This window comes from Entomohabitans teleogrylli, assembly GCF_001484765.1.
Lineage (GTDB): Bacteria > Pseudomonadota > Gammaproteobacteria > Enterobacterales > Enterobacteriaceae > Entomohabitans > Entomohabitans teleogrylli.
Genome location: NZ_LLXO01000030.1, coordinates 1 through 24,803 on the forward strand (window position 1 = coordinate 1; position 24,803 = coordinate 24,803).

General features: G+C 53.5%; 24 protein-coding genes and 1 tRNA gene. 10 read left to right on the forward strand and 15 right to left on the reverse strand.

The annotated features are described in order from the left end of the window. Nucleotides 1-103: 103 nt before the first annotated feature. Nucleotides 104-191: transfer RNA gene (locus AQ981_RS22100), tRNA-Ser, on the reverse strand. Between the two features lie 212 nt (nucleotides 192-403). Here AQ981_RS22100 and ghrA point away from each other — a divergent pair. From ghrA to AQ981_RS22125, 5 genes are all read left to right on the forward strand, one after another. Beyond that, nucleotides 404-1,345 carry a glyoxylate/hydroxypyruvate reductase GhrA gene (gene ghrA / locus AQ981_RS22105; RefSeq protein WP_058913934.1) on the forward strand — a complete coding sequence of 314 codons (942 nt, stop codon included), beginning with the start codon at nucleotides 404-406 and terminating at the stop codon, nucleotides 1,343-1,345. 87 nt (nucleotides 1,346-1,432) lie between these two features. After that, on the forward strand, nucleotides 1,433-2,200 hold the full coding sequence (locus tag AQ981_RS22110) for a phosphatase (protein WP_058913935.1): 768 nt from the start codon (nucleotides 1,433-1,435) through the stop codon (nucleotides 2,198-2,200). Next, nucleotides 2,197-2,757 carry a TorD/DmsD family molecular chaperone gene (locus tag AQ981_RS22115; RefSeq protein WP_058913936.1) on the forward strand — a complete coding sequence of 187 codons (561 nt, stop codon included), beginning with the start codon at nucleotides 2,197-2,199 and terminating at the stop codon, nucleotides 2,755-2,757. The genes AQ981_RS22110 and AQ981_RS22115 overlap by 4 nt, the downstream gene beginning before the upstream one ends. A 103-nt stretch (nucleotides 2,758-2,860) precedes the next feature. Further along, on the forward strand, nucleotides 2,861-3,337 hold the full coding sequence (locus AQ981_RS22120) for a DUF1097 domain-containing protein (RefSeq protein ID WP_058913937.1): 477 nt from the start codon (nucleotides 2,861-2,863) through the stop codon (nucleotides 3,335-3,337). A gap of 317 nt (nucleotides 3,338-3,654) precedes the next feature. Further along, nucleotides 3,655-3,960, forward strand: a complete 306-nt coding sequence (locus AQ981_RS22125; RefSeq protein ID WP_058913938.1) for a type 1 fimbrial protein — start codon at nucleotides 3,655-3,657, stop codon at nucleotides 3,958-3,960. Nucleotides 3,961-4,006: 46 nt separating this feature from the next. Here AQ981_RS22125 and AQ981_RS22130 read toward each other — a convergent pair whose 3' ends face one another. The 3 genes from AQ981_RS22130 to mdoC all read right to left on the reverse strand — a co-directional run bounded on the left by AQ981_RS22130 (nucleotide 4,007) and on the right by mdoC (nucleotide 9,404). Further along, nucleotides 4,007-6,310 carry an Orn/Lys/Arg family decarboxylase gene (locus tag AQ981_RS22130; protein WP_058913939.1) on the reverse strand — a complete coding sequence of 768 codons (2,304 nt, stop codon included), beginning with the start codon at nucleotides 6,308-6,310 and terminating at the stop codon, nucleotides 4,007-4,009. Between the two features lie 12 nt (nucleotides 6,311-6,322). Continuing rightward, nucleotides 6,323-7,654 (reverse strand): arginine/agmatine antiporter, encoded by a 1,332-nt coding sequence (adiC, locus tag AQ981_RS22135; RefSeq protein WP_058913940.1) that lies wholly within the window; start codon nucleotides 7,652-7,654, stop codon nucleotides 6,323-6,325. 586 nt (nucleotides 7,655-8,240) lie between these two features. Further along, a complete protein-coding gene (gene mdoC, locus AQ981_RS22140; protein ID WP_058913941.1) occupies nucleotides 8,241-9,404 on the reverse strand; it encodes a glucans biosynthesis protein MdoC in 1,164 nt (387 codons plus the stop codon). Between the two features lie 271 nt (nucleotides 9,405-9,675). Here mdoC and mdoG point away from each other — a divergent pair, with 271 nt between their 5' ends. The 4 genes from mdoG (at nucleotide 9,676) to AQ981_RS22160 (ending at nucleotide 14,910) form a co-directional block, all read left to right on the forward strand. Continuing rightward, the gene (mdoG, locus tag AQ981_RS22145; RefSeq protein WP_121500714.1) at nucleotides 9,676-11,211 is read left to right on the forward strand and encodes a glucans biosynthesis protein MdoG; all 1,536 of its coding nucleotides are present in this window, start codon (nucleotides 9,676-9,678) and stop codon (nucleotides 11,209-11,211) included. Beyond that, nucleotides 11,204-13,744, forward strand: coding sequence for a glucans biosynthesis glucosyltransferase MdoH (mdoH, locus tag AQ981_RS22150; RefSeq protein WP_058913942.1), 2,541 nt, complete (start codon nucleotides 11,204-11,206; stop codon nucleotides 13,742-13,744). Before mdoG ends, mdoH begins: the two co-directional genes overlap by 8 nt. A gap of 146 nt (nucleotides 13,745-13,890) precedes the next feature. Continuing rightward, nucleotides 13,891-14,487 carry an inorganic diphosphatase gene (locus AQ981_RS22155; RefSeq protein WP_058913943.1) on the forward strand — a complete coding sequence of 199 codons (597 nt, stop codon included), beginning with the start codon at nucleotides 13,891-13,893 and terminating at the stop codon, nucleotides 14,485-14,487. Nucleotides 14,488-14,682: 195 nt separating this feature from the next. Beyond that, nucleotides 14,683-14,910 carry a YceK/YidQ family lipoprotein gene (locus AQ981_RS22160; protein ID WP_058913998.1) on the forward strand — a complete coding sequence of 76 codons (228 nt, stop codon included), beginning with the start codon at nucleotides 14,683-14,685 and terminating at the stop codon, nucleotides 14,908-14,910. A 66-nt stretch (nucleotides 14,911-14,976) separates the two neighbouring features. On the opposite strand, the gene AQ981_RS22165 is transcribed toward AQ981_RS22160, so the two are convergent. Together AQ981_RS22165 and AQ981_RS22170 are read right to left on the reverse strand one after the other, a co-directional pair. Continuing rightward, the gene (locus tag AQ981_RS22165) at nucleotides 14,977-15,351 is read right to left on the reverse strand and encodes a MysB family protein (RefSeq protein WP_058913944.1); all 375 of its coding nucleotides are present in this window, start codon (nucleotides 15,349-15,351) and stop codon (nucleotides 14,977-14,979) included. 210 nt (nucleotides 15,352-15,561) lie between these two features. Next, nucleotides 15,562-16,482: a Kdo(2)-lipid IV(A) acyltransferase gene (locus AQ981_RS22170; RefSeq protein ID WP_058913945.1), complete on the reverse strand. Its 921-nt coding sequence runs from the start codon at nucleotides 16,480-16,482 to the stop codon at nucleotides 15,562-15,564. A gap of 200 nt (nucleotides 16,483-16,682) precedes the next feature. Between AQ981_RS22170 and trhO the strand changes: the two genes are divergently transcribed. Further along, a complete protein-coding gene (gene trhO, locus AQ981_RS22175) occupies nucleotides 16,683-17,732 on the forward strand; it encodes an oxygen-dependent tRNA uridine(34) hydroxylase TrhO (protein WP_058913946.1) in 1,050 nt (349 codons plus the stop codon). Nucleotides 17,733-17,770: 38 nt separating this feature from the next. Here the strand turns inward: trhO and AQ981_RS22180 are convergent, their stop codons facing one another. From AQ981_RS22180 to grxB, 9 genes are all read right to left on the reverse strand, one after another. Further along, nucleotides 17,771-18,346: a YceI family protein gene (locus AQ981_RS22180; protein WP_058913999.1), complete on the reverse strand. Its 576-nt coding sequence runs from the start codon at nucleotides 18,344-18,346 to the stop codon at nucleotides 17,771-17,773. A 14-nt stretch (nucleotides 18,347-18,360) separates the two neighbouring features. Beyond that, nucleotides 18,361-18,915 (reverse strand): cytochrome b, encoded by a 555-nt coding sequence (locus AQ981_RS22185; RefSeq protein WP_058913947.1) that lies wholly within the window; start codon nucleotides 18,913-18,915, stop codon nucleotides 18,361-18,363. Nucleotides 18,916-19,211: 296 nt separating this feature from the next. Then, complete coding sequence (locus tag AQ981_RS26390; RefSeq protein WP_071608985.1) at nucleotides 19,212-19,325, reverse strand: DUF2770 family protein; 114 nt, start codon at nucleotides 19,323-19,325, stop codon at nucleotides 19,212-19,214. A 133-nt stretch (nucleotides 19,326-19,458) separates the two neighbouring features. Beyond that, nucleotides 19,459-20,577 (reverse strand): N-methyl-L-tryptophan oxidase, encoded by a 1,119-nt coding sequence (gene solA / locus AQ981_RS22190; protein ID WP_058913948.1) that lies wholly within the window; start codon nucleotides 20,575-20,577, stop codon nucleotides 19,459-19,461. Between the two features lie 117 nt (nucleotides 20,578-20,694). Then, entirely contained in the window at nucleotides 20,695-20,949 is a 255-nt protein-coding gene (bssS, locus tag AQ981_RS22195) for a biofilm formation regulator BssS (RefSeq protein ID WP_058913949.1), read from the reverse strand. A 264-nt stretch (nucleotides 20,950-21,213) separates the two neighbouring features. Beyond that, nucleotides 21,214-21,462 (reverse strand): DNA damage-inducible protein I, encoded by a 249-nt coding sequence (dinI, locus tag AQ981_RS22200; protein WP_058914000.1) that lies wholly within the window; start codon nucleotides 21,460-21,462, stop codon nucleotides 21,214-21,216. 833 nt (nucleotides 21,463-22,295) lie between these two features. Beyond that, entirely contained in the window at nucleotides 22,296-23,342 is a 1,047-nt protein-coding gene (pyrC, locus tag AQ981_RS22205; protein WP_058913950.1) for a dihydroorotase, read from the reverse strand. Between the two features lie 127 nt (nucleotides 23,343-23,469). Then, complete coding sequence (locus tag AQ981_RS22210; protein WP_058913951.1) at nucleotides 23,470-24,030, reverse strand: lipoprotein; 561 nt, start codon at nucleotides 24,028-24,030, stop codon at nucleotides 23,470-23,472. 119 nt (nucleotides 24,031-24,149) lie between these two features. Next, complete coding sequence (grxB, locus tag AQ981_RS22215) at nucleotides 24,150-24,797, reverse strand: glutaredoxin 2 (RefSeq protein ID WP_058913952.1); 648 nt, start codon at nucleotides 24,795-24,797, stop codon at nucleotides 24,150-24,152. Nucleotides 24,798-24,803 lie beyond the last annotated feature (6 nt).

Below are 24,803 nucleotides of genomic sequence, written 5' to 3' on the forward strand. Positions count from 1 at the left end.
CTGCGCCGGTTGTCGAACCCCGGTCGGGGCTTCTCATCCCCCCCGTATTGTGCCGCAGGCAATAAAAAAGCCTGAGTGTAAGCTCAGGCTCTCTTATGAGATATGGCGGTGAGGGGGGGATTCGAACCCCCGATACGTTGCCGTATACACACTTTCCAGGCGTGCTCCTTCAGCCACTCGGACACCTCACCATATTGTCTGCTCCGCGCTGGCACGCCGGAACGGCCGCTAATGTAGGGAAAACCATTCCCTTCGTCAATGCTCTTTTTCATGCCCGGCGCGCAATTAGATAAACTTCCAGCAACTTGATGCTTTAAACAGCGAAAGGTGATGTTTTTTATAACAATTCAGTTTTGAAACGCCAGACGTTTCGTGTAATCCTGGGGCATGAAAGGAGGAAGTCATGGATATCATTTTTCATCATCCCACATTTGATGCTTCATTCTGGCTGGAAAGATTACAACAACAACTGCCTCAGGCCCGTCTGCGGGTGTGGCAGGAAGGAGATAACCAACCCGCAGATTATGCGCTGGTCTGGCGGCCTCCGGTCGCTATGCTGAATGGCCGCCGCGGACTGAAAGCCGTTTTTGCGCTTGGCGCCGGTGTGGATTCTATCCTCAGCCAGCTCCGCGAACACCCGGGCATGCTGGCGCAGGGAGTACTGCTGTACCGTCTCGAAGATACCGGTATGGGACTGCAAATGCAGGAATATGCCGTCAGCCAGGTATTACACTGGTTCCGGCGTTTTGATGATTATCAGAGGCTGAAATCACAGTGCCGCTGGGAACCGCTGGAAGAGTATCAGCGCGAAGACTTTACGATTGGCGTTCTCGGTGCTGGCGTGCTGGGCGGTAAAGTGGCGGAAAGCATGGTGTCGTGGGGATTTCCGGTACGCTGCTGGAGCCGCAGCCGCAAGCACTATCCGCAGGTTGCCAGCTATGCAGGCGCAGAAGAGCTGCCTGCGTTCCTGGCGGGAACCCGGGTGCTGATTAACCTGTTGCCCGATACCCAGGAAACGCGCGGCATTATTAATCGTGATCTGTTGCAACAACTGGTGCGTGGCGCTTATGTACTCAATCTGGCGCGCGGTACTCACGTGGTGGAGGACGACCTGCTGGCGGCGCTGGATGATGGACAATTAAATGGCGCGATGTTGGATGTCTTTTCCCGGGAGCCGCTGGCGCCGGAAAGCCCGCTGTGGCGGCACCCCCGGGTGGCGATGACACCGCATATCGCCGCGGTGACGCGCCCGCAAGAAGCTATCGCCTGGATCAGAGCCGCCATCCGGGCAATTGAAAACGGCGATCGCCCGGGCGGGGAAGTGAATCTGAAAAGAGGGTATTAGCAGAGATCCCGGCGCCCTTGCCGGGATTGCGCTAAAAAAGGGCATGAAATACTGGTATCCTTGCGGGAGATAATTAAGGAGAGAGACATGTATCCCGTAGATTTGCACATGCATACCGTCGCCAGTAGCCATGCATACAGCACCCTTCACGACTATATTGCCATTGCGAAACAAAAAGGCGTCAAATTGTTTGCCATTACCGACCACGGGCCGGATATGGCGGATGCGCCGCACTACTGGCATTTTGTGAACATGCGTATCTGGCCGCGGGTAGTGGACGGCATCGGCATTCTGCGCGGTATTGAGGCCAACATCAAAAATACCCTCGGGGAAATTGACTGCAGCGGGCCGATGCTGGACTCCCTGGATCTGATCATTGCCGGGTTTCATGAGCCGGTTTTTGCGCCGCAGGATCGGGACACCAATACGCAAGCGCTGGTGGCGGCTATCGCCAGCGGTAATGTGCATATTATCAGCCATCCCGGTAACCCTAAATATCCGGTTGATATTCCGGCAGTTGCCGCAGCGGCTGCGCGCCACAATGTCGCGCTGGAGATCAATAACTCTTCCTTTACCCACTCCCGCAAAGGCAGTGAGCATAACTGCCGGGCGATTGCCGCTGCGGTGCGCGATGCCGGCGGCTGGCTCGCCCTGGGTTCGGACTCCCATACGGCGTTTACCATTGGCGATTTTGATGAATGCCAGAAAATACTGGATGCCGTGTCGTTTCCCCGGGAGCGGATCCTGAATGTCTCGCCGCAGCGGCTACTCAATTTCCTGGGGCAGCGCGGGATGGCGCCGATTGCTGAATTTGCCGCATTATCATTTTCTACTGAACCGGATACCTTCCTATGAATGAGTTTTCAATGATTTGTCGCGTGCTGGGATCGCTGTACTACCGTCAGCCTCAGGATCCGCTGCTGGAACCGCTCTTAACGCTGATTCGCGATGGCAAGCTGGCGGCCAACTGGCCGCTGGCGCAGGAAGAATTGTTAGGACGCCTGCAGCAGCAATACGACCTGTCGGCAATGACCGCGAACTACAATGCGCTCTTTGTCGGCGACGATTGCAGTGTTCCGCCGTATCGTTCGGCATGGCTGGATGGGGCGAATGAAGCCGAAGTACGCCAGTTTCTGAGTGTGCGCGGTATGCCGCTAAGTACATCGCCAGCAGACCATTTCGGAACACTGCTACTGGCGGCATCATGGCTGGAAGATAATGCCGGGGAAGGGGAGAGTGAAGCCCTGGAAACCCTGTTCGCCGCTTACATCCTGCCCTGGAGCGGGACTTTTCTCGGCAAGCTGGAAGCGCACGCTGCAACCCCGTTCTGGCGCACGCTGGCGCAATTGACGCGTGAGGCCCTGGACGCCATGTGGGAAGAACTTCAGGAAGTGGATGAAGATGCCTCTTAGTTGTGATTTTTATCACAATATAAATGCAACGTTATTTTCTGAAATCTTTAAAAAATGAGTTAGATCTCATTTAGCAGCGTTGGGCCTGTTATGATACGCCGCTATGAACACACAACTATTTCTCGCATTAACGACTGGTATTCTTTCAGGCCTGTGGGCCTGGGTTGCCGTGTCGCTGGGTTTACCAGGATGGGTCGGGTTTCTCGGTTGCACCGCCTGGTTTGCCTGCCCGGTTCCGGGTTTTAAAGGGCTCCTGACCACCCTGGGTTCGCTATGCAGCGGTGTTTTCTGGGCTGAAGTGATTATTCATGGCAGTACGCTCGCGCCTTACACAGAAGTGGCCGGTTATTTGATGACTGGCGTAGTGGCTTTTATTATGTGTTCTCAGGCTCGCCACACACTGCTCGCTTTTGTTCCGGGGACGTTTATCGGCGCCTGTGCGACATTTGGCGCGCAAGGGGACTGGCGGCATGTATTGCCCGCGCTGATTCTGGGACTGGCGTTTGGCTATGCTATGAAATGGAGTGGCCAGTGGCTGGCCCATCGTCGCCAGCCTGTGTCGTATCAGACGCCTGAGTAATTCACTATTGCTGGGATTTCTGGAATATATATCACTTAATCATTCACCACGAGAATATATAATATTCTCATGGTGAATGATTTTGTCTCACCCAAAAGTAATGTGATTATATTAAGAATGTACTTCGCTATGCTTTTTATATAAAGCCAGGGTTTTTTCTGCACTCTGTATTTTTTATTCTGACTTAGAGGGAATCTTTAATATTTTGTATTTTTTAGATTAAACTGACTGGCGGTGGTAACGGCTTGTGCCATGCTTAAAGTGCAAACCGGAAGCAAAACCCCCTTCATGGATGGTCATCATATGGAGTAAGGGTTATGAAAATAAAATCAGGCAATCTCTGTATTTTTATCATATTGATATTCAACATAATGTCTGCTCAAGCCGCATCCGGCGGAGTTATCCATTTTTACGGACGGGTTGTTGAATCGGGTTGTGATATAACCCAAAATGGGCAGCATTTAAATATGACCTGCGACGATAAAGGAAAGCCAGTCGTTTATCAGGCATCGGTGACTAATTTATCACCGCTGACCTCCAGGGATTACCGCATAGAGCGGATAAGTCGCCAAAATATCCAGGGGAGACCTAATCTGGCAATTATTAATGTAGAATATAAATAAGCCATTGCTGAATATAAAGCGGCACCCAACTGTGCCGCTTTATTTGTTATTTTGATAATACCCAAATATGATATTTGCCATCGATTAATTCGGCACCTTCCAGGACTTTTTCAAATCCCGGAAAGTGTTCACCCCATTCGGCAATACTGCGAATGTACTGCAACCAGGGTTGCTCATCGCTGCCAAAGTTTTCACCGGGCATAATAATCGGAATTCCCGGCGGGTAGGGAATTACGCCAACGGCGGCGATACGACCAGAAAGCTGGTCCGGTGGTAGATGTTCGCTGCGACCGGCCATGTGGTGCTGAAATGCGGCCCGAGGCCGCATTGCCGGTGTTGGTAATTGCCCGAATGCAGCAGCCTGAAGTCTGTCCATCTGACTGGTTTTCATATAATTGAACATATCTTCGCACAGATCTTTCAGGCCCATACCTGCATAGTGTGTTCCATAACTTTTAATCAACGTTGGCAGGCAATGTTTCAGAGGGGTGTTATTATCGTAATCCTGCTTGAATCCCAGCAGAACATTGATAAGCGTTCCCCATTTGCCTTTCGTAACGCCGACAGAAAACAGGCACAGTACCATAAAGTCGGTGGTACGCGACGGGACAATGCCTCTCTCCCCGAGATAGGCGGTGACCAGTGCAGCCGGGATACCATGCTCCTGCAGCGTGTCGTTTTCACCCATTCCCGGGCACAGAATGCCGGTTTTGATAGGGTCCAGCAGACACCAGTCGGATACTAACTCATCGAAACCGTGCCAGCTTGCCCCGGGTTCCAGTAGCCAACAGCCAGGGTCGGTGGCCAGTTGTTCTCGACTGGCATCGGCAAACTGTACCATTTTGCCTTCGGGCGTTTTTATCGTTGGCGCGTTCCAGGGCGCGAAGAACCACTCCCCCTGGCGGGCAAATTCGTCGTGGGCTTTTGCCAGAGCCAACCGAAAGTCGACGGCTTCATTAATTACATCCTGAGTTAGCGCTTCACCTTTGCCGTCCGCCATCATTGCTGTGCCGATTTCATTGGCGGAAATGATCGCATACAGCGGTGAAGTGGTTGCCTGTAGCATATAAGATTCATTGAAACGTGAATGTTCTACAGGCTTGCGACCATTGCGCACGTGAATCCATGACGCCTGGGAAAGGGCGGCCAGAAGCTTATGGGTTGAATGGGTAGCGAAAACCGTTGGGCCCGATCGGTCAAAATCCTTGGCTGCGCCGCGCATGGCGTAGCGCCCGGTATATAGCGGATTAAAACGGGCATAGGCATACCAGGCTTCATCAAAATGGATCTGATCGACGCTTTGCCCGAGCAGAGCCTGAGCTTCCTCGGCGTGGTAGCACATGCCATCATAGGTACAATTAGTGATCACGGCATAACCTGGCGTATCGCTGCTGAAGTTCGATCGCAGTGGATGGTTGGCAATCATTTGGCGAATGTTCTCCGGCATCAATTGCTGGCGCGGAATTGGACCAATAATACCGTAGCGATTGCGGGTAGGGATGAAGTATGCCGGAATAGCCCCGGTCATCACCAGCCCCTGCTCGATGGATTTATGGCAGTTGCGATCGCACAGGGCAATCTCATTTTCCCCGATCACTGCCTGCATAATGGTGCGGTTAGAGCCAGATGTTCCATTGAGTACCGAATAGCTCATATCGGCGCCAAAGACCTGCGCAGCATAGGTTTCAGAGTCTTTAATAGGGCCGCTGTGATCGAGCAGGGAACCGAGTGAGGAGCGTTCAATACCGGTGTCGGTGCGAAACAGATTCTCGCCAAAAAAATCCAGAAACTCGCGACCAACGGCGGATTTGGTGAAGGCAACGCCGCCCTGGTGCCCTGGCGCTGCCCACGAATATTCCGGATTGTCCTCAGTATAATCGAACAGTGCGCGGGTGAAGGGGGGCAGTAGTTGATGATAATACTGGCGAATCAGGGTGCGGGCCCGGGCAGCGATAAATTCCGCGGTATCTTCATGCATCCAGACAAACTCGTTTACCATGCGCATTGTGTCGAGGCTGAGCGTGTCAAGACAGGGATGCTCCGCCATCAACAGCACGGGTAAATCCTTATTACGACGTCGGATCTCCTGTAACAGGGCGAATGCCTGGCTGTGTGAGGCGTCATCGTCACCGCCGGAAGTCCAGTCCAGGAAAACGCAGCATAGTGAGGCGTCTGATGTGACGGTGGCCATACCGTCTTCGAATGATGCGGCGCTAATAACGGCAAAGTTGTCATCCTGCAGGGCGGCAATCAGTTCAGAAATTGCGCGACCGTTGGTGGTGGCGACATCACTGATACTACTGTCGATAACCAGGATTTTTCGTTTTTGATGTCTGCTTAGATCAATCATGAGATGCTCCTGTTATTCTTTTTTATCGAATGTTTCAAGTGGATATGGGTTCTGGTGGCGACGGTTGTAATTGATGGTGTACATCGCGGTGATCACCATGATGGCGATAAATGACCACATCACCTCCTGAGCGCCAGAACCGATAACTGCCCAGATACAATAGATAAACGCAATGACCGTCAGGCCAAGGTATACGCGGCGCTGGCTTCCCAGATGCCCATGGCCGACCAGCATCAGAGCCGCACAGGTGTAGATGTAAGGAACCAGGGTGAAGATGACTGACACGGAAGAGACGACGGCAAACTGCTGGGTCGCGTCAGGAGAGATACTGCACAACTGGAACAGGGTCATCAATACGCCGACGATCAGTAACCCGGCCACTGGCGTCTGGTCCTTGTTCACTTTAGAGAAAATAGCCGGAAACAGGCCATCATCGGCAGCGGCTTTCGCCGTTTGTCCGGCCAGTAGTGTCCAGCCCCCGAGGCTGCCGAGACACCCTGCCGCCGCACACAGAGAGACTATCGCCCCGGCTGTATCGCCTAACGCCAGTCGCGCGGCATCGCCGAAAGGCGAGGCTGACACTTTCAAAGCGGCATTGGGGATCATACCCATGATAGCGGTGGTGGATAACACGTAGCAGACAGCGGCGATCAGAACTCCGCCAATAGTGGCAATAGGCACATTCTTTTTCGGATCTTTCACTACCGCGGCGGCAACTGAAGCGCTTTCCACACCGATAAATGACCACAGCGTAACGCTGAGAGTGCTCTGAATTGCACCAAAGGTTCCTTTACCACTGACGTTCCAGGCGGCCATATAGGTATCACTGTGGAACCAAAACCAGCCAAAAATGGCAACCGCAACAATGGGGATGAGTGCCAGAATTGTGGCTACCGCCTGTACCCGGGTGATCATCTTTGGGCCGGTGATGTTAAGTCCAACAAACAGCCACAGAATAGCAATGCTGGTCACTGTCAGCGGCCAGGGTTGATTCAGTACCGGGAAAAAATAGCTCAGGTAGCCAACACCAATGACCACCATTGCCACGTTGCCAATCCAGCAAGCCAGCCAGTACAGGACGTTGGTCTGGTAGCCGAGAAAGGGACCGAATGCCCGGCGTGCATAGGCATACGAGCCACCAGGGCTGTCGTCGAGCGATGCCATCTTTGCATAGACCATAGACAGCGACAGAGCGCCGATAATGGTGACTAACCAGCCAAAAATCGCAATACCACCAGTTGCGGCCAGGTTCGCTGGTAACAGGAAAACGCCGGAACCCATAATATTTCCTGCGACCATTAACATGACCGGAATAAGACCAACTTTTTGCGCTTCACTCGCCATAAGTGTGCTCCTGTCAACATAGGGACTACGGACCAGATCAGCCCGATCACTTCCGGGTAATTATTCATGGGAAAAAGAGTGTGCCCGTCGTTGCTGCGGGTAAACCTGCACTCTGGAATTGAAAAATGAGTATGGCGTAAACCAGAGAATTAGCAGGCAGATGGCATGAAAAAAAAGCAATCCATTAATAAATTCAAACAAATCAATATGATGCTGGCTCTTGATTCGATGGATTTGTTTGTCATACAAAATTGATATAACTATATCATAGCGATATAAATAGATTTTATGAGGCGATTTTCGGCGTAAAAATAACGTGCCAGATGTTATGGATATAAAGTTCAGCATATTTAGCTATGATTAAAGATCACTGCCAGAAGTATATATACAGACTTGAATGATCGTTCTGAAAGGCGATATAACGCGCCAGGCTTAATGCCGTGAACTCATGGCGGTGGGTGGAGGTGGTGGAGGTGGCGCGATTTATGCTGCCGCTGGTCCCGGGTTGCTGGATGCCTGTAAACAAGTGCGGCAGTCAGACTGCCGCGCCAGCGCCGGCAATAAAGGGTGTCGCTGGCGCGGGTTATTAGCCGGCGGCGGGCGTTGAAGGCGGCCTCTTATTCTGCGGCTTGCCGGAAAACAGGAATCGTAATAGCGGAATACGCAGGTGGATTTCGTACAGTACCAGGGAGATACCGATCACAAATACCAGGCCGGCCAGGAATCCCAGCGCGTTGGAACTGATATGGGGCGTGATCCACGCGCCGAAGATCAGTGTTAGCGGGTGATGTACCAGGTAAATAAATAGTGATGCGTTAACGAAGTAAGTCACGCGCGGCGAATGGAAGTTAAGCATCCGGTGTCCGAAGGCAAAGACCACATTTACCATCCACAGTCCCATCACCATCGTGATGACGCTCTCCGTTTCGTACATCCATGCGTCGCCGCTGCCGTAACGATGATTAAGTAGATAGGCGATAAACGCCAGCGCCGCTCCGACCATGCAGCCCGGAGAGGGGTTAATAAACAGCGCCTTGACGTCCGGTCGTTTAAACGCGATTGCACCCAGAATAAAGAACGGTAAATAAAACAGGGTTTGCATGACCGTAAAATTAAATAACCCATCGCTTAATAACGGCGCGTGAATAATGAAAATAATTCTTCTGAGGGCGGCGTAGGCAATTCCCAGAAACAGAAAAATAATCGTCAGCTTACCATGCGTTATGTTTTGCCAGAATGAATGGTTACCGTCATTAATAGCGCGGTTTTTTATTTTTTGAAACAAAAAAACACCGATCGACGTTAATATCACCAGGACCAGTAGAAACCACAGGTGGGAAACCAGTTCCCAGACCAGGGTATTATATTTTTGATACCAGGTTAGCGTATGCCAGCTTTGCGCTTTGCCTTTAACATATTGCAGCATAATAAATTGCGGCAGCGTCAACAGGACAATAGCTGTGAGCATGGGGATCCCCACACGTTCAACGCGTACTTTCCACCAGCGCGGGCGCGGGTAGCGTAAAAACAGCATGTATGAAAAATAGCCGGAAATGACGAAAAAAACCTGCATCCGGAAGGCGTGGATAAAGTCATTAAACAGCGTTAACCACCATGATGGTTCGGCGCTATTGACGTGCCACTGGTGGCTGGAGTAAATCAGAGAAATATGAAACGGTATCCCTAAAAGCATTAACCATGCCCGGATGGAATCCAGAAAAAATTCTCTTTGTGCAGGTGCGTTACTCATGTGACTCCAGAAAAATCTCAGAAATTTCGCCTTATCCATAAGGCAAACGGCCAGGCAACTGCGGGCAACCCTACACTAATTGCAATTCACTGTCTTCAGGAGTTGTGCGCATTCCCTGACCATTATCTTTTCCCGGTTTAAACTCCGCATACTGAAACAGAACAATGCCGTGATTTGGTTGTCGGAAACCTTAACTATCCATTAAAATGGATCGGATTGATTTAAGCACACAAAGGGGGATGTGCTGGTTAATATGAAACATAAACCAAAAATGATGAAGATGCATTGGCTGGGTGCCGCTGTCATTCTGTCGCTATATACCAGCACCGTTTGGGCATTTTCTATCGATGATGTCGCTAAAGAGGCAAAGTCTCTGGCGGGTAAAAGCTATGAGGCGCCGAAAAGCAACCTGCCTTCCATTTTCCGCGACATGAAGTACGCGGACTATCAGCAGATCCAGTTTAACCATGACAAAGCCTACTGGAGCAATCTGAAGACCCCGTTCAAGCTTGAATTCTACCATCAGGGTATGTACTTCGACACGCCGGTGGCTATCAATGAGGTCACCGCCACGGCGGTGCGTAAGATCAAATACAGCCCGGACTACTTTAGTTTTGGCGATGTGCAGCACGACAAAGACACCGTCAAGGATCTGGGATTCGCCGGGTTTAAAGTGCTTTATCCGGTCAACAGTAAAGATAAGAACGACGAAATTGTCAGCATGCTCGGCGCCAGCTACTTTCGGGTTATCGGCGCCGGTCAGGTGTACGGCCTCTCCGCGCGCGGCCTGGCTATTGACACCGCGCTGCCTTCCGGGGAAGAGTTTCCGCGTTTTCGCGAGTTCTGGATTGAACGACCGAAACCCGCCGACAAGCGTTTAACGATTTACGCGCTGCTGGATTCGCCGCGGGCGACCGGCGCCTATAAGTTTGTGGTGCTGCCGGGCCGGGATACGGTCGTTAATGTGCAGTCGAAAATTTACCTGCGCGATAAAGTGGGCAAGCTGGGCGTCGCTCCCCTGACCAGTATGTTCCTGTTTGGCCCGAATCAGCCGTCGCCGACTACTAACTTCCGTCCTGAAATTCATGACTCCAATGGCCTGTCGATCCATGCCGGTAATGGCGAGTGGATTTGGCGGCCGCTGAATAACCCGAAACATCTGGCGGTAAGTAGTTTCACCACGGAAAATCCGCAGGGCTTTGGCTTACTGCAGCGCGGCCGTCAGTTCTCGCGCTTTGAGGATCTGGACGATCGCTATGACAAACGTCCAAGCGCCTGGGTAACACCGCAGGGTGACTGGGGGAAAGGGCGTATCGAGCTGGTGGAAATCCCGACTAACGATGAAACCAACGATAACATCGTGGCTTACTGGACGCCGGAGCAACTGCCGGAGCCGGGTAAAGAGATGAACTATAAATATAGTATCACCTTCACCCGCGATGAAGACAAACTGCATGCCGCTGACAGCGCCTGGGTGGTGCAGACGCGCCGTTCGCAGGGGGATGTAAAACAGTCGAACCTGATTCGTCAGCCGGACGGCACCATCGCTTTTGTGGTCGATTTTACCGGCCAGCAGATGAAGACGCTGGCGGAAGATACGCCGGTAACCGCCCAGGCCAGCATTGGCGACAACGGACAGATCGTTGAAAGCAGCGTGCGCTATAACCCGGTGATAAAAGGCTGGCGTATGGTGCTGCGCGTGAAGATCAAAGACGAGAAGAAAACCACTGAGATGCGCGCGGCGCTGGTCAATGGTGACAATACGTTGAGTGAAACCTGGAGCTACCAGCTACCTGCCAATGAATAAATCAACTGTAACTGTGCCTGAATATATTCAGGCTCTACCGCTTTCTGACGACCGGAAAGCGGAATTACCGACATCCAATATCCGGGCGGTGCATCAGGCGCTGGACGATGAACATCGCGACTACCCGCGTGAGGATGACGCGCCGCTGGGGTCGGTAAAGACCCGGCTGGAGGGCGCATGGCCGCAAGCCGCCGGTAGCGGCAAAGTGATCAACGATGATGAAGGGCGCACGCAGATTGAGGCGATGCCGAAGGCGAAACGCTCTTCAATGTTTCCGGATCCGTGGCGCACTAACCCGATTGGCCGCTTCTGGGACCGCCTGCGCGGGCGCGATGTCACGCCGCGCTATCTGGCGCGCCTGACAGAAGAAGAAAAAGAGGCGGAACAGAAGTGGCGTACCGTGGGCACTATTCGCCGCTATATCCTGTTGCTGCTGACGCTGGCGCAGACCGTGGTGGCAACCTGGTATATGAAGTCTATTCTTCCTTACCAGGGCTGGGCGCTGGTTAACCCCTCCGATATGCTTGGCCAGAATTTATGGGTGTCGTTTATGCAGCTGTTGCCCTATGTGCTGCAAAGCGGGATCCTGATTCTGTTTGTCATTCTGTTCTGCTGGATTTCCGCCGGTTTCTGGACCGCGCTGATGGGCTTTTTACAACTGCTGATCGGCAAAGATAAGTACAGTATTTCCGCCTCGACGGTGGGTGACGAGCCTCTGAATCCGCAACATCGCACGGCGCTGATCATGCCAATCTGTAACGAGGATGTGAACCGGGTGTTCGCCGGTCTGCGCGCTACCTGGGAGTCAGTGAAGGCGACCGGTCAGCAGCAGCATTTTGATGTTTATATCCTTAGCGACAGTTACAACCCCGATATCTGCGTTGCCGAACAGAAGGCGTGGATGGAACTGGTAGCCGAAGTGCAGGGCGAAGGGCAGATCTTCTATCGCCGCCGCCGCCGCCGCGTCAAACGTAAGAGCGGTAATATCGACGATTTCTGCCGGCGCTGGGGCAGCCAGTACAGCTATATGGTGGTACTGGACGCTGACTCAGTGATGAGCGGCGAATGTCTGACCGGCCTGGTGCGTCTGATGGAGGCGAATCCGAATGCCGGGATTATTCAGTCCTCTCCGCGGGCATCGGGCATGGACACGCTTTATGCGCGCTGCCAGCAGTTCGCCACCCGGGTGTACGGGCCGCTGTTTACCGCCGGCCTGCATTTCTGGCAACTGGGGGAGTCCCACTACTGGGGACATAACGCCATCATCCGCGTTAAGCCTTTTATTGAGCACTGCGCGCTGGCGCCGTTGCCCGGCGAAGGAAACTTCGCGGGTTCGATTCTCTCCCATGACTTTGTCGAAGCGGCGTTGATGCGCCGTGCCGGCTGGGGGGTGTGGATCGCCTACGATCTGCCCGGCTCTTATGAAGAGTTGCCGCCGAACCTGCTGGATGAGCTCAAGCGCGACCGCCGCTGGTGCCAGGGTAACCTGATGAACTTCCGGCTGTTTCTGGTGAAAGGTATGCACCCGGTGCACCGGGCAGTGTTCCTGACCGGGGTAATGTCGTATCTGTCGGCGCCACTGTGGTTTATGTTCCTGGCGCTGTCGACGGCGCTGCAGGTGGTGCATGCGCTCACTGAGCCGCAGTACTTCCTGCAGCCGCGCCAGCTGTATCCGGTTTGGCCGCAGTGGCGTCCGGAGCTGGCGATCGGTCTGTTCGCTTCCACCATGGTATTGCTGTTCCTGCCGAAACTGCTGAGTATTATTCTGGTCTGGTGCAAAGGACCGAAAGCCTATGGCGGCTTTGTGCGGGTAACCCTTTCCTTACTGCTGGAAGTGCTGTTCTCTGTGCTGCTGGCGCCGGTGCGGATGCTGTTCCACACCGTGTTCGTGGTCAGCGCGTTCCTTGGCTGGGAGGTCGCCTGGAACTCGCCGCAGCGCGATGATGATTCCACCCCGTGGAGCGAGGCGTTTATGCGTCATGGCTCCCAATTGCTGCTGGGGCTGGTGTGGGCCATCGGAATGGCGTGGCTGGATCTGCGTTTCCTGTTCTGGCTGGCGCCGATCGTGTTCTCGCTGATTTTGTCGCCGTTTGTGTCGGTGATTTCCAGCCGGGCGACAGCAGGGCTGCGCAGCAAGCGCTGGAAATTGTTCCTGATTCCGGAAGAGTATTCGCCGCCGCAGGTGCTGGTCGATACCGACAAGTACCTGGAACTGAACCGCAGTCGCGAGCTGGGGGATGGCTTTATGCATGCCGTATTTAACCCGTCCCTGAACGCGCTGGCTACCGCGATGGCTACCGCTCGCCATCGTCGCAGCCAGGTGCTGGAAATCGCCCGCGATCGCCACGTTGAGCAGGCATTGAACGAGACACCGGATAAACTGAACCGCGATCGCCGGCTGGTGTTGTTAAGCGATCCGGTTACTATGTCCCGCCTGCACTATCGGGTCTGGGCGTTTCCGGAAAAGTACTCTTCGTGGGTCAGTCATTACCAGACGCTGCAGCTTAATCCTCAGACGCTGCGCCACGGCTAAAACATCGCCAGCCTGTTAAGGCTTTAAAATACCGCTGGTTTTACCGGCGGTATTTTTTTCCCGTTCACCGGCCAGACGGTCATGTCATCGGCCTGTCATACACTCTGCGTAATCTGCACTCTCCTGATTACAAAAGAGTCATCATCATGTTTCTGGTCAAAAAATTATTGCTCAGCGTGGCGCTGTTTTCGGCGTCAGTACAGGCGCAAAATATTCTCGATTTTCCACAGCCGGAAAATAATCCCGATGAGTTTTATGCGGTTACTGAAATTCCGGCGGGCGGTATCATTAAATATGAAACTGATGCGGCTACCGGTTTTATCATCGCCGATCGTTTTCAGTCTATGCCGGTGGCGTACCCGGCAAACTACGGTTCGTTGACCCAGTCACTGGCGGGAGATGGCGATCCGCTGGATGTGGTGTTCTATACCCGGGCGCCGCTGGCGCCGGGCACGTTGATCAAACTGCGACCGATCGGCGTTCTGAAGATGGTCGACGGCGGGGAGCAGGATGACAAGATCGTTGCTGTTCCGGTCAGCAAAGTTGACCCGACCTGGGACAATATCCATAACGTTACCGATTTGCCGGCGATTGAGCAGCAGCGACTGGAAGCATTTTTCCGGGTCTATAAACAGTTGCCAGACGGACGCAAAAAGGTCGAGCTGAATGGCTTTAGCGATGCCGCGGCGGCGAAGCAGGAAATTAAACAGGCGTGGGATGGCTGGAAGGCGAAGCACCCATAGTCCCGGTTCAGGCAGAGAACGGCAAAGCGCGATGATCTCTGATGGGTTTTCAGCGCGCTTTTGGCTATGCTTTTCCTGAGGCGCCCGCGGGAGAACCGGAAGATATTTCTCACTCCACGGTGAATGGCGTATCATCTGCGCCGGCGTTGGTTTGCGCCGGCGTTTTTTGATGGCGGTATTTCCCCTGGAGGAGTGATGAAGGCTGTTATGGTTGCCATTATGGTGCTGCTGCTGAGCGGCTGCGGCAGTATTATCAGCCGGGCGATCCCGGGGCAAGGGCACGGGAATCAGTACTATCCCGGCGTCCAGTGGGATGTGCGTGATACTTCGTGGCGCTATATCACTGTGCTGGATTTACCTTTTTCGCTGATCCTGGATACGTTGTTACTGCCGCTGGACGCTCATCACGGTCCTTACGAATAAGAGGTAAGCGGCGCTTACCTCTATTTTGCCGGCGCCTGGGCTATCCGGCATCCGCGGAACAATGGCTTAACGTTCGTCCCATTCGTCGGCGGCCGCCTGGCCTTCTTCCGTATCCAGCGGAGGTTCGAGCTGAAACTCGCCGTCGTCCCACTCATGCAGCGTATTTTCTTCCAGCCACTCCTGGCGGAGCTCAATTTCGTCAAAGTCGCCGTCAAAGACGCTTTGCGCCGCTTCGCCGCTGAGCACTGGCAGACATTCGCCTTCCTCTCCCTCTTCGGCGAAAAATTCTGCCTGCCACATGATGTCGCCATCCTGCAGGATATATTTCTGGATATTCAACTGACGGACATCGGCATCTTCTTCCTCCACGCCGGGGCTACTGGCGAGGAACTCTTCACGTGCGGCATCAATAGCTTCTTCCAGAGTGGCATACATGGACATGATTATCTCCCTGAGTCTGTGCGGATGTTTCAGAAAAAGAATAGCCGAACTTTTGTCAGGTCAAGGCCGCGATGATAAAAAAATCTGTCGCAGGCCGCGCAGGGCGGGGCTTAGTCCGGGAGCAGTCTGGTTATCTCTGCGTTGATGGCGTCGTAAAGCTCTTCGGGCGAGGGAGACCCGCAATCTGCGGGGCTCCGGTTGATAAATGCATTAATACCGTGAGGGAACCCCTTCCGGACGCGTCTTAAAGCGACGGTGCAGCCACATGTATTGTTCCGGCGCCATCAGAATGCATTTTTCGACGATTTTGTTCATCCATAGCGCGGTAGACTCCGCGCTGTCGAGGGGCGGCGCACTTTCCGGCTCCAGAATGATCATCTCATAACCTTTGCCGTCCGGCTTGCGGCGTGGCACAAACGGGACAATCGCCGCCTGCGACATGCGCGCCAGCATCCAGGTACCGGTGGTGGTAGCGGCCTGCTCCACGGCGAACAGGGGAACAAACACACTACTGCGCGGGCCATAATCATGATCCGGCGCATACCAGATGATCTCGCCGTGCTTCAGGGCTCTGACCATCCCCTTGAGATCCTTGCGGTCAAGCATCGCTTTATTTGAGCGCAGACGGCCCCAGGTCTGCAGCCAGTCCAGCAGCGGGTTATCGTTAGGACGATACACGCCGATACCCGGGTTATGGATACCGAAAATTCGCGCCCCCAGTTCCAGGGTCAGAAAATGTAAACCGATCAGCAAAATGCCTTTTTTCTGTTCCTGCAATGCCCTTACTATCCCGGTACCGGAGACATCAAACCAGCGTTCAATGCGCCAGGTGGGCCAGAACCAGGCCATGCCGGTTTCCATAACCCCCATACCGACGGACTCAAAATTCTTTACCACCATTTGGTGACGTTCATTGTCGCTCATCTCCGGGAAGCACAATTCCAGATTGCGGTAGGCGATTCTGGCGCGTCGCTTCATAAAACGCATCGCCAGGCGACCAATCCCACAGCCAAGGCGGTAGATAACCGGGTAGGGGAGTAGCACCACCAGATACAGCGCGCCAATGCCCAGCCAGGTCAGCCAGAAACGAGGATGCAGTAACGACAGCGAAAAACGGGGTAAATGAGTCATGAAAATCCTGTTGTATCAGAGCTTCAACTATCCATCGCACTATTGTGACATTTTTTAAGAAGATACCAAAATTGTCCCCGATCCTGCGTCAGAGTGAGAACGGGGGAATTAAATGTAGCGTAAAATGTAAGGATGTAAATTATCTGTAATTGCTTTATGATCGCGCGTCTTTTTACCGCCACGATCAGGAAGGGTACACCATGCCAGTGTTACACAACCGAATTTCCAATGAAGAACTGAGAGCGAAGATGCTGGCGGAGAGCGAACCGCGCACCACCGTCTCTTTTTATAAGTATTTCACCATCGACGATGCGCAGGCTTTTCGCGACGCTCTGTACCAGGCATTTGTCGCGCTGCAAGTTTTTGGCCGCGTCTATATCGCCCGGGAAGGGATCAACGCCCAGGTCAGTGTACCGGCAAGCCGTCTGGAGGCGTTACGTGCCACGCTATCTGATTTCCATCCGGCGCTGGACGGGCTGCGGTTGAATATCGCTCTTGATGATGACGGGCGTTCATTCTGGGTTCTGCGCATGAAAGTACGCGAACGCATTGTGGCTGACGGAATCGACGATCCGACATTTAATCCCGGCGATGTCGGGGAGTATCTGAAAGCCCCGCAAGTGAATGCGCTGCTTGATGATCCGGATGCGCTGTTCATCGACATGCGTAATCACTATGAATATGAAGTCGGCCGTTTTGAGAACGCGCTGGAAATCCCGGCGGATACCTTCCGCGAGCAGTTGCCTAAAGCAGTGGAGATGATGGAAGCGCACCGCGAGCGTAAAATCGTCATGTACTGTACCGGAGGGATTCGCTGCGAAAAGGCCAGCGCCTGGATGCGCCATAATGGCTTTAATCAGGTTTACCATATCGAAGGCGGTATCATTGAGTATGTGCGCCGTGCCAGAGAACTGGGGCTGCCGGTACGCTTTGTCGGTAAAAACTTTGTGTTTGATGAGCGGATGGGCGAGCGGATCTCTGAGGATGTGATTGCTCATTGCCATCAGTGCGGGGCACCCTGCGACAGCCACACCAACTGTAAGAATGACGGCTGTCACCTGCTGTTTATTCAGTGTCCGGACTGCGCCGCGAAGTATGATGGATGTTGTAGCGTGAGTTGCCAGCAGGAACTGGCGCTGCCGCAGGAAGAGCAGCGGCGGCGGCGCGCCGGGCGGGAAAGTGAAGCCAGAATCTTTAATAAATCCCGCGGAGCGCTGCGGATCAGGCCGACGATAGCCGATCCGGAGTAATCGCGACATTCCGGCCCGCTTGCGGGCCGGAAATCGGGTTACTTCTGCTGAACCCCTTCCACAGAGATAATCAGATCCACTTCCTGGGAGGCCGGTCCCAGATCTTTGGTGATGTTGAAATCTTTGAGGCTGATTTTACCTTCGGCTTCAAAGCCCGCGCGAACGCCACCCCACGGATCATTACCCTGACCGATTAATTTCGCCTCCAGAGTAACCGGTTTGGTCACGCCATTCAGCGTCAGATCGCCGGTGATGTTCAGCTCGTCGCCTTCTTTCTTCACCGCCGTGGATTTAAAGGTTGCCTGCGGATATTTACCGGTATTCAGGAACTCGGCGCCGCGCAGGTGTTTGTCGCGTTCCGCGTGGTTTGTATCAAGGCTCGCGGTATTAATGGTGACGTCAACTTTATCCGCTGAGGGGTCTTTCTCATCGAAGGTGAAAGTGCCGTCAAAGTCTTTAAATGTCCCGTACAGCCAGCTGTAGCCCAGATGCTGAATGCGGAAATTGATGAAGGCGTGCTGACCTTCTTTATCAATTTTATAATCGGCAGCGACAGCGGAACCGGTGGTCAGTAACAGGGCACCTAAGGTGATCCCCAGCAGGCTTTTCTTCATATTATGCTCCATGATTAATGTGTCGCCTTCCCGAGCATACGCTTCAGGGTGGCGTCTTTATCGACAAAGTGGTGCTTCAGGGCAGCCAGCGCATGCAGCAGTGACAGAATCACTACAAACCATGCCAGCCACAGGTGAATCTGCCCGGCGAGGTCGGCCTGAACGCCGGCGTCGCTGAGGGTGGCAGGGATCTCCACCAGACCAAACACGCTGATGGGTTTTCCATCGGCGGTGGAAATCAGGTAGCCGCTAATCAAGATAGAGAAGAGCAGCAGGTACAGCAGAATATGGGCGCCAGCCGACGCCGCCCGGGTCAGCTTTGAGTAACCAGGCAGAGCGGGCGGCGGCGGGGAGAGAAAGCGCCATATCACCCGTATCACCAGGACCAGCAGCAGGATGATACCGATGCTTTTGTGCAATTCAGGGGCCTTGTGGTACCAGACATCGTAGTAGCCCAGTGACACCATCCATAGCCCCAGTCCAAACATGCCATATACCGTGATGGCTACCAGCCAGTGGAGCGCTACGGAAAATGCGCCAAACCGTTCCCGGGTATTACGCCATTGCATATTTAAATCCCTGTTAATGTGAAGTGATAATGTGCAACATTACCGGGTGAAATGTTAAATGCAACTAAAATGATTGGTCGGGACGACATTATTTCTTTCTGTCAAATAAATTGAATGAAATGTCATGTTTTTTATCAGATGATTAGCAAAAAGAAGCAATTAAACTGACATTATTGTCAGAAAACAACAAGATGCATCCAGGACTTTGAGACAATACAGATCATCGAATATAGTGGTTAAAATAAATTATCTTGATGAAATGTCAGTTTTTGTCAGTTATGGCATGTGCGGAAAGATTAAAAATAATAAAGATAAATAATATCCATAATTGCCAGCAGAGCGGATAACACCAGGTAAAGTACCAGGTGTTCGCGAATGTTATTAATTAAAAAATGAATAAACCGCTGCATTGATGTTATCTGTTCCCGGGCTGGTTATTGGCACGCCGGCCAGTTTTGACTGGCGATGAGTTGCAGGCAAGGCGCGCGGCGGCATCTTATCCGCGCGGCCCTGAGGCCTCCCTGTCCGCCAGGCTCGGTTACTTCAGGGTCTGAACCGCGACAGGCTGAACGGGCCCAGATCGAAGCCATTTTCCTCTCCGCAAGCAAATGCGCAGGCTATCTCCCCGAGAACGCTGGCGAATTTAAAACCATGCCCGCTCAGGCCGCTGATTACCAGCGCTTCAGGGAGGTCCGTCAGGGTATCGATAATGAAATCCTCATCCGGGGAGTTGTCATAAGTACAGGCGGCGCCGTGCAGGCAAACGCCAACGCCGGGCAGAAACTGACGCAAAAAGCTGAACGATTCGCTGCCGTCGCTGGCGCAGGCGCCAAACGGGACCCGCTGTTGCGGGGCGCTAATCGGCTGCCCGCCATTATGTTTTCCGACTTTCAGGGCGTTATTATCCGCCGGGAAGCCATAGAACTGATCGCCGTTGGCAAGCTCCACGGTGAAGCCGGGGAAGTGATTGTTACTACTGTAGCGGCCGTCCGCCTGGTGCCAGGCGAATACTTTACGTACCGGAGCTACGGGTAGATCGGGGAGCAACCTGGTTACCCAGGTACCGGCGCTGATCAGTAAACGTTGCGCCTGATAGCATCCCTCCGGCGTAGTGACTTCCACACCTTGCGCGCTGCGGGTAATTCCGGTGACCGGGCAGTTAAATAACTGCGCACAGCCGTTTTCCCGGGCCAGGCGAATCCAGGCGGCGATTGCCGTCTCGCTGTGTAATACCCCGGCATCCGGCTCAAACAGCCCGATATAGTTTTCAGGAACGCGGAGCTGTGGCCAGCGGCTCATGGTCTCTGCTGCCGTCAGGGTTTCCAGGGGGAGTTGCCAGGCGGCGGCGCTGGCGGCGACATTTCTCAGAAAAGTGGAATCCTGCGGACCGATATTGATGACTCCGCTGCGATCAAGCAATCGTTCTCCGCTTTCCTGCTGCAGCGCCTCCCACAACTGGCGGGCCCGCAACAGCAGGGGAACATATTTCTCTCCTTCGCCATAAGCGTAACGAATCAGCCGCGTATCGCCATGATGGCTTCCCTGCTGGTGGGGCGGATGGGCGCTATCGATCATCAGCACCTTCAGGCCGGCGCGGGTGGCATAGTAACCTGCGGCGGCGCCCACAGAACCGCTGCCGACGACGATAAAATCATATTGCATAGCGCTACTCTATTTCTGACAGATACACTCGCAGACTAATTAACCAAACGATAACAAACAAGTCATGATAATAAAAAAGGCACCCTGTAGGGTGCCCTGGTTGATATTTAAGCAACATCAATGCTTACGATAATCACCTTCCTGGTAATCGCTGGATTCAATTTTTGCGATACCGGCTTCAAGTATGGAAATAAACTGTCTGGCAACATCCGTAGTGAGCCAAAGGGTCTGGCCAACTTCGGTTTCTTCCTGGTCGGGATGATTAAGTGTCAAATAATGCAGGCGCAGCATCATCGCGTCATAGCTGTCTACCGTACTGATATCCCATCCGACAAGGGGATGAGTGTGGATGACTTCTTTATTCTTTTCCATCATAACCCCCTTAATGCGTGTTTAAGACAACGACTTACGAGGTTCAATGCATGTTTTAGCGAAGCAAATTAATTATATCAGAAACATGCCAGTCTGGATCGTCGACGGATAAAACTACCTCTCTTTTTTACACTTTATGAATTATCTGAGCAACCTGAGGGTGAGTAATTCGGATAAATAGTAAAAAACCGGGGAAAAGGCAGGATAAAAAGTGGTCAACTGAATAAAAAGCCGGGCGGCGACGCCCGGTAAAAAGAACGAATATTATTCGCTCGCACAAAACCAGTCATCAGCGCTTTCCCAGGTTTCCTGAAGGATTTCGCTGATACGTTCTTTATCCTCTCTGGCGCCGCCCATGACCGACAGGTTGTTGCTGCCGGCATAGCGAACCAGGACATGATTTTCGCTATCCGGATAATGCTTGCCGATACGGCGAGTAAGTTCGCTCCCCAGCGCCTCCATGGCACCGGGAGGCAACGGCGTGGTTTTAGCAATGGTCACTTCGATGCGCATGATATCCCCCTGTATATAATACTGTTTATATATACAGTTATCGGGGCGCATATGCAAGAGGGGAGAATAAATATACTTACCAGCCAGTTGTTCTCTGCGTTATGCCGTTTCGGCCGCCCGTGAGGCAAGGCCCTGATAACAACTCATACAGCCATACAGCAAGCCAGAATTTACGGAATATTATCGCGAGGGTAGTGTTCCCCGCGGGAAATCGCGGACATGAAAGTTCTGGCAGCAACTCATACAGCTATACCGTAAGTCGGGTTTTACTGGGCATTACCGCGAGGGTTGTGCTTCCCGCGGGAAATCGCGGACATGAACGTTCTGGCAACAACTTATACAGCCATACCGTAAGTCAGGTTTTACTGGCTATTATCGCGAGGGTTGTGTTCCCCCGCTGGAAATCGCTGTAACGAAGGCCGCGAGACAAGGATCCGACCACAAAATCATACAGCCATACCGTAAGTCAGGTTTTACTGGATATTATCACGAGGGTTGTGTTCCCCCGCTGGAAATCGCTGGAACGAAGGTCGTGAGACAAGGACCTGGCGCCATGGATGGCGCCGGGAGGGCATGCCGGGACAGGACGTCGAGTCATGCCCGGTCCGCGGGATAAGGCCGGGAGTGGAAGGGACCGCGAAGCGGCGATTTCCGTTGCGGGGCCGCGAGGGGTGTCGGGGAGCGAGCGGGACGCTCCCCGACCCGTTCACTGATAACCGGAGTTAACAAAGAGCACCAAACATAAAGTGAACGGAAAGCCTCGGCCCACGCGCGAACGGAAACCTAATCGCACACGCGCGAACGAAAACCTCATCGCACGCGCGAACAAAAACCTACTCCCCCACCGACCAACTCACCACCTCTCCGGCCAGGAAAGGCACCAGCACATCATCTTCCACCGCAATGCTTTCCACCACCGACTGCGGCGCGCGGCGCAGTTCAATCACCTCTTCATTCACCGGCAGCCCGTAAAAACGCGGTCCATTCAGCGAGCAGAACGCCTCAAAGTGCTGCAACGCATTCATCTCTTCAAAAACCGTCGCATAGGCGCCAAGCGCGGAAGGGGCGTTAAAGCAGCCGGCGCAACCACAACTGGCTTCTTTACGGTGGCGCAGGTGCGGTGCGGAATCCGTGCCGAGGAACACTCGCTCACAGCCGCTGGCGACCAGTTCGCGCAGGGCCTGCTGATGGACGCTGCGCTTGAGGATCGGCAGACAGTAAAGATGCGGACGAATCCCACCTACCAGCATATGGTTACGGTTGAACATCAGGTGTTGAGGCGTGATGGTGGCAGCCAGTTTGTCGTTGCCTTCGCGCACGTAAGCGGCAGCGTCTTTGGTGGTGATGTGCTCAAAAACCACTTTCAGCCCCGGCAGGCGGCGACGCAAGGGCTCCATAACGGTTTCGATAAACCGCGCTTCGCGGTCAAAAATGTCCACATCGGCATGGGTCACTTCGCCGTGTACTAACAGCGGCATCCCGAGCTTTTCCATGCGCTCCAGCACCGGCATGATCGCGTCGGTACTGGTAACGCCGTGGCTGGAGTTCGTGGTGGCGTTTGCCGGGTAGAGTTTAGCTGCGGTAAAAACTTCTTCACGAAAGCCGCGTTCCAGCTCATCCGCATCCAGGCTGTCGGTCAGGTAGCAGGTCATCAGCGGCTGAAAATGGTGGCCCGCCGGCACTGCGTCAAGGATCCGCTGGCGGTAGGCGATCGCCGCGTCAACGGTGGTGACCGGAGGTACCAGGTTGGGCATAACAATCGCGCGACCATAAGTTTTGCTGGTCCAGGGAACCACGGTTTTGAGCATTTCGCCATCACGCAGATGGAGATGCCAGTCGTCAGGGCGGCGGATTTTTAATACCTGGGATTGTTCGGTCATGAAAGTGCTCCGGCTTGGTGGAATCAGTCAGGAAAGGCTGTTTTTACGCCGGGCACTAAGGATAAGCGGAAACGTTTTCCTTTGCACTCTTTTTGATACATTGGCGGGGGAAATCCCCCGCGGTGAATTATTCGAGGAAGGGAATGACAATTTGCCCGGGCTTGACTTCAATGCCTTTGGCGTATTTTTTCGCCAGCGCTTCGCCTTTGCTGCGATCTTCGCTCAGCACGTAGGCCGGCTGCTGGTTAAAATAGTTACGCAGCGCCTGGTTCAGGTACGGCGTCATTGTCTGCAGGATGGTTTCCATCTTCTTTGGCTCAACGTCAGCGCTGACAATTTCCATCTCCTGCAGGTAGATGGCGCCCTGATCTTTGTTAAATACCGGCTGGGCTTTGAGAGTCAGTTTCATGACGGCTTTCTGGTTGCCGAACAGCGAGGCGACATCCAGATTGGCATTGCCGGTAAGGGTCACTTTATTGGGTTCGGCGCGGCCAATCTGGCTGTTCAGATCGCTTAGCACAATATGCACATCGGCCAGCCCGGGAACGCCAATATCTTTGGCAAAATTGTTACGCTTCTCCAGCGCCTGGTTGATCTCCTGCTCTGTCACCGTGTACTGGGTTAATTGGTTACAGCCCGCCAGCAGACCGCTGCAGAGCAGCGCGGCGGCAATGATAAACTTCTTCATGAGTTTCCTTCCGGGATATCAACAGGTAACGATCCTGACATAAAGCAGCTTGCGCCGCCAGCACACTCTGTGCCAGAGGATAAAACTGAAAAACCGGCGCATAACGCCGGTGGAGCAACTCAGATTGCCCGGGAGGAGAGCAGGTTAATCGCGGTTTGTTTCGCCATATTATCGCGCCAGGCCGCCACACGACCTGGATAGTCTATCCCGGCGACCAGCGTCAGATTGCGCAGCAGCGGGAACAGATGAATGTCGTCTTCCGATAGCTGACCGTTAACCGCGTTTGGTTTCTGGATGAGTTTATCCAGCGCGCGCAGGTCGTCGTTGATGTTTTTCAGCAGTCCAGGCGTGTGAGCCAGGTGCTCTTCAAAGCTGCCGATGGCGGCCTCTTTTTTTCTGACAAACCACGCCCGCGCATCCGGGGTGGCGAATTCGTCAAAGCTGGAGCGGGCAAAGCGGGGAATCAGCAGGCGATTAACATAGCCGTTCACTTTACGCAGCCACTCATCAATCGCCAGGCTGCGTTTACCGGTCAACAGCGGCGCGCCGTCCAGTTTGTCGACATAGTGGACGATATCCATGCTTTCCGGCAGGTAGCTACCGTCATCTTTTTGCAGGATCGGCACCATCTTCTGGCCAATCATGCTGACCGGCGTTGTCTCGTCGTCGCTAAGTAATATTTTGATTTCTAAAGGAATGTTCTTCAAACCGAAAATCATGCGCGCTTTGATGCAAAACGGACAGTGGTCATACACATATAGCTTCATGGATTC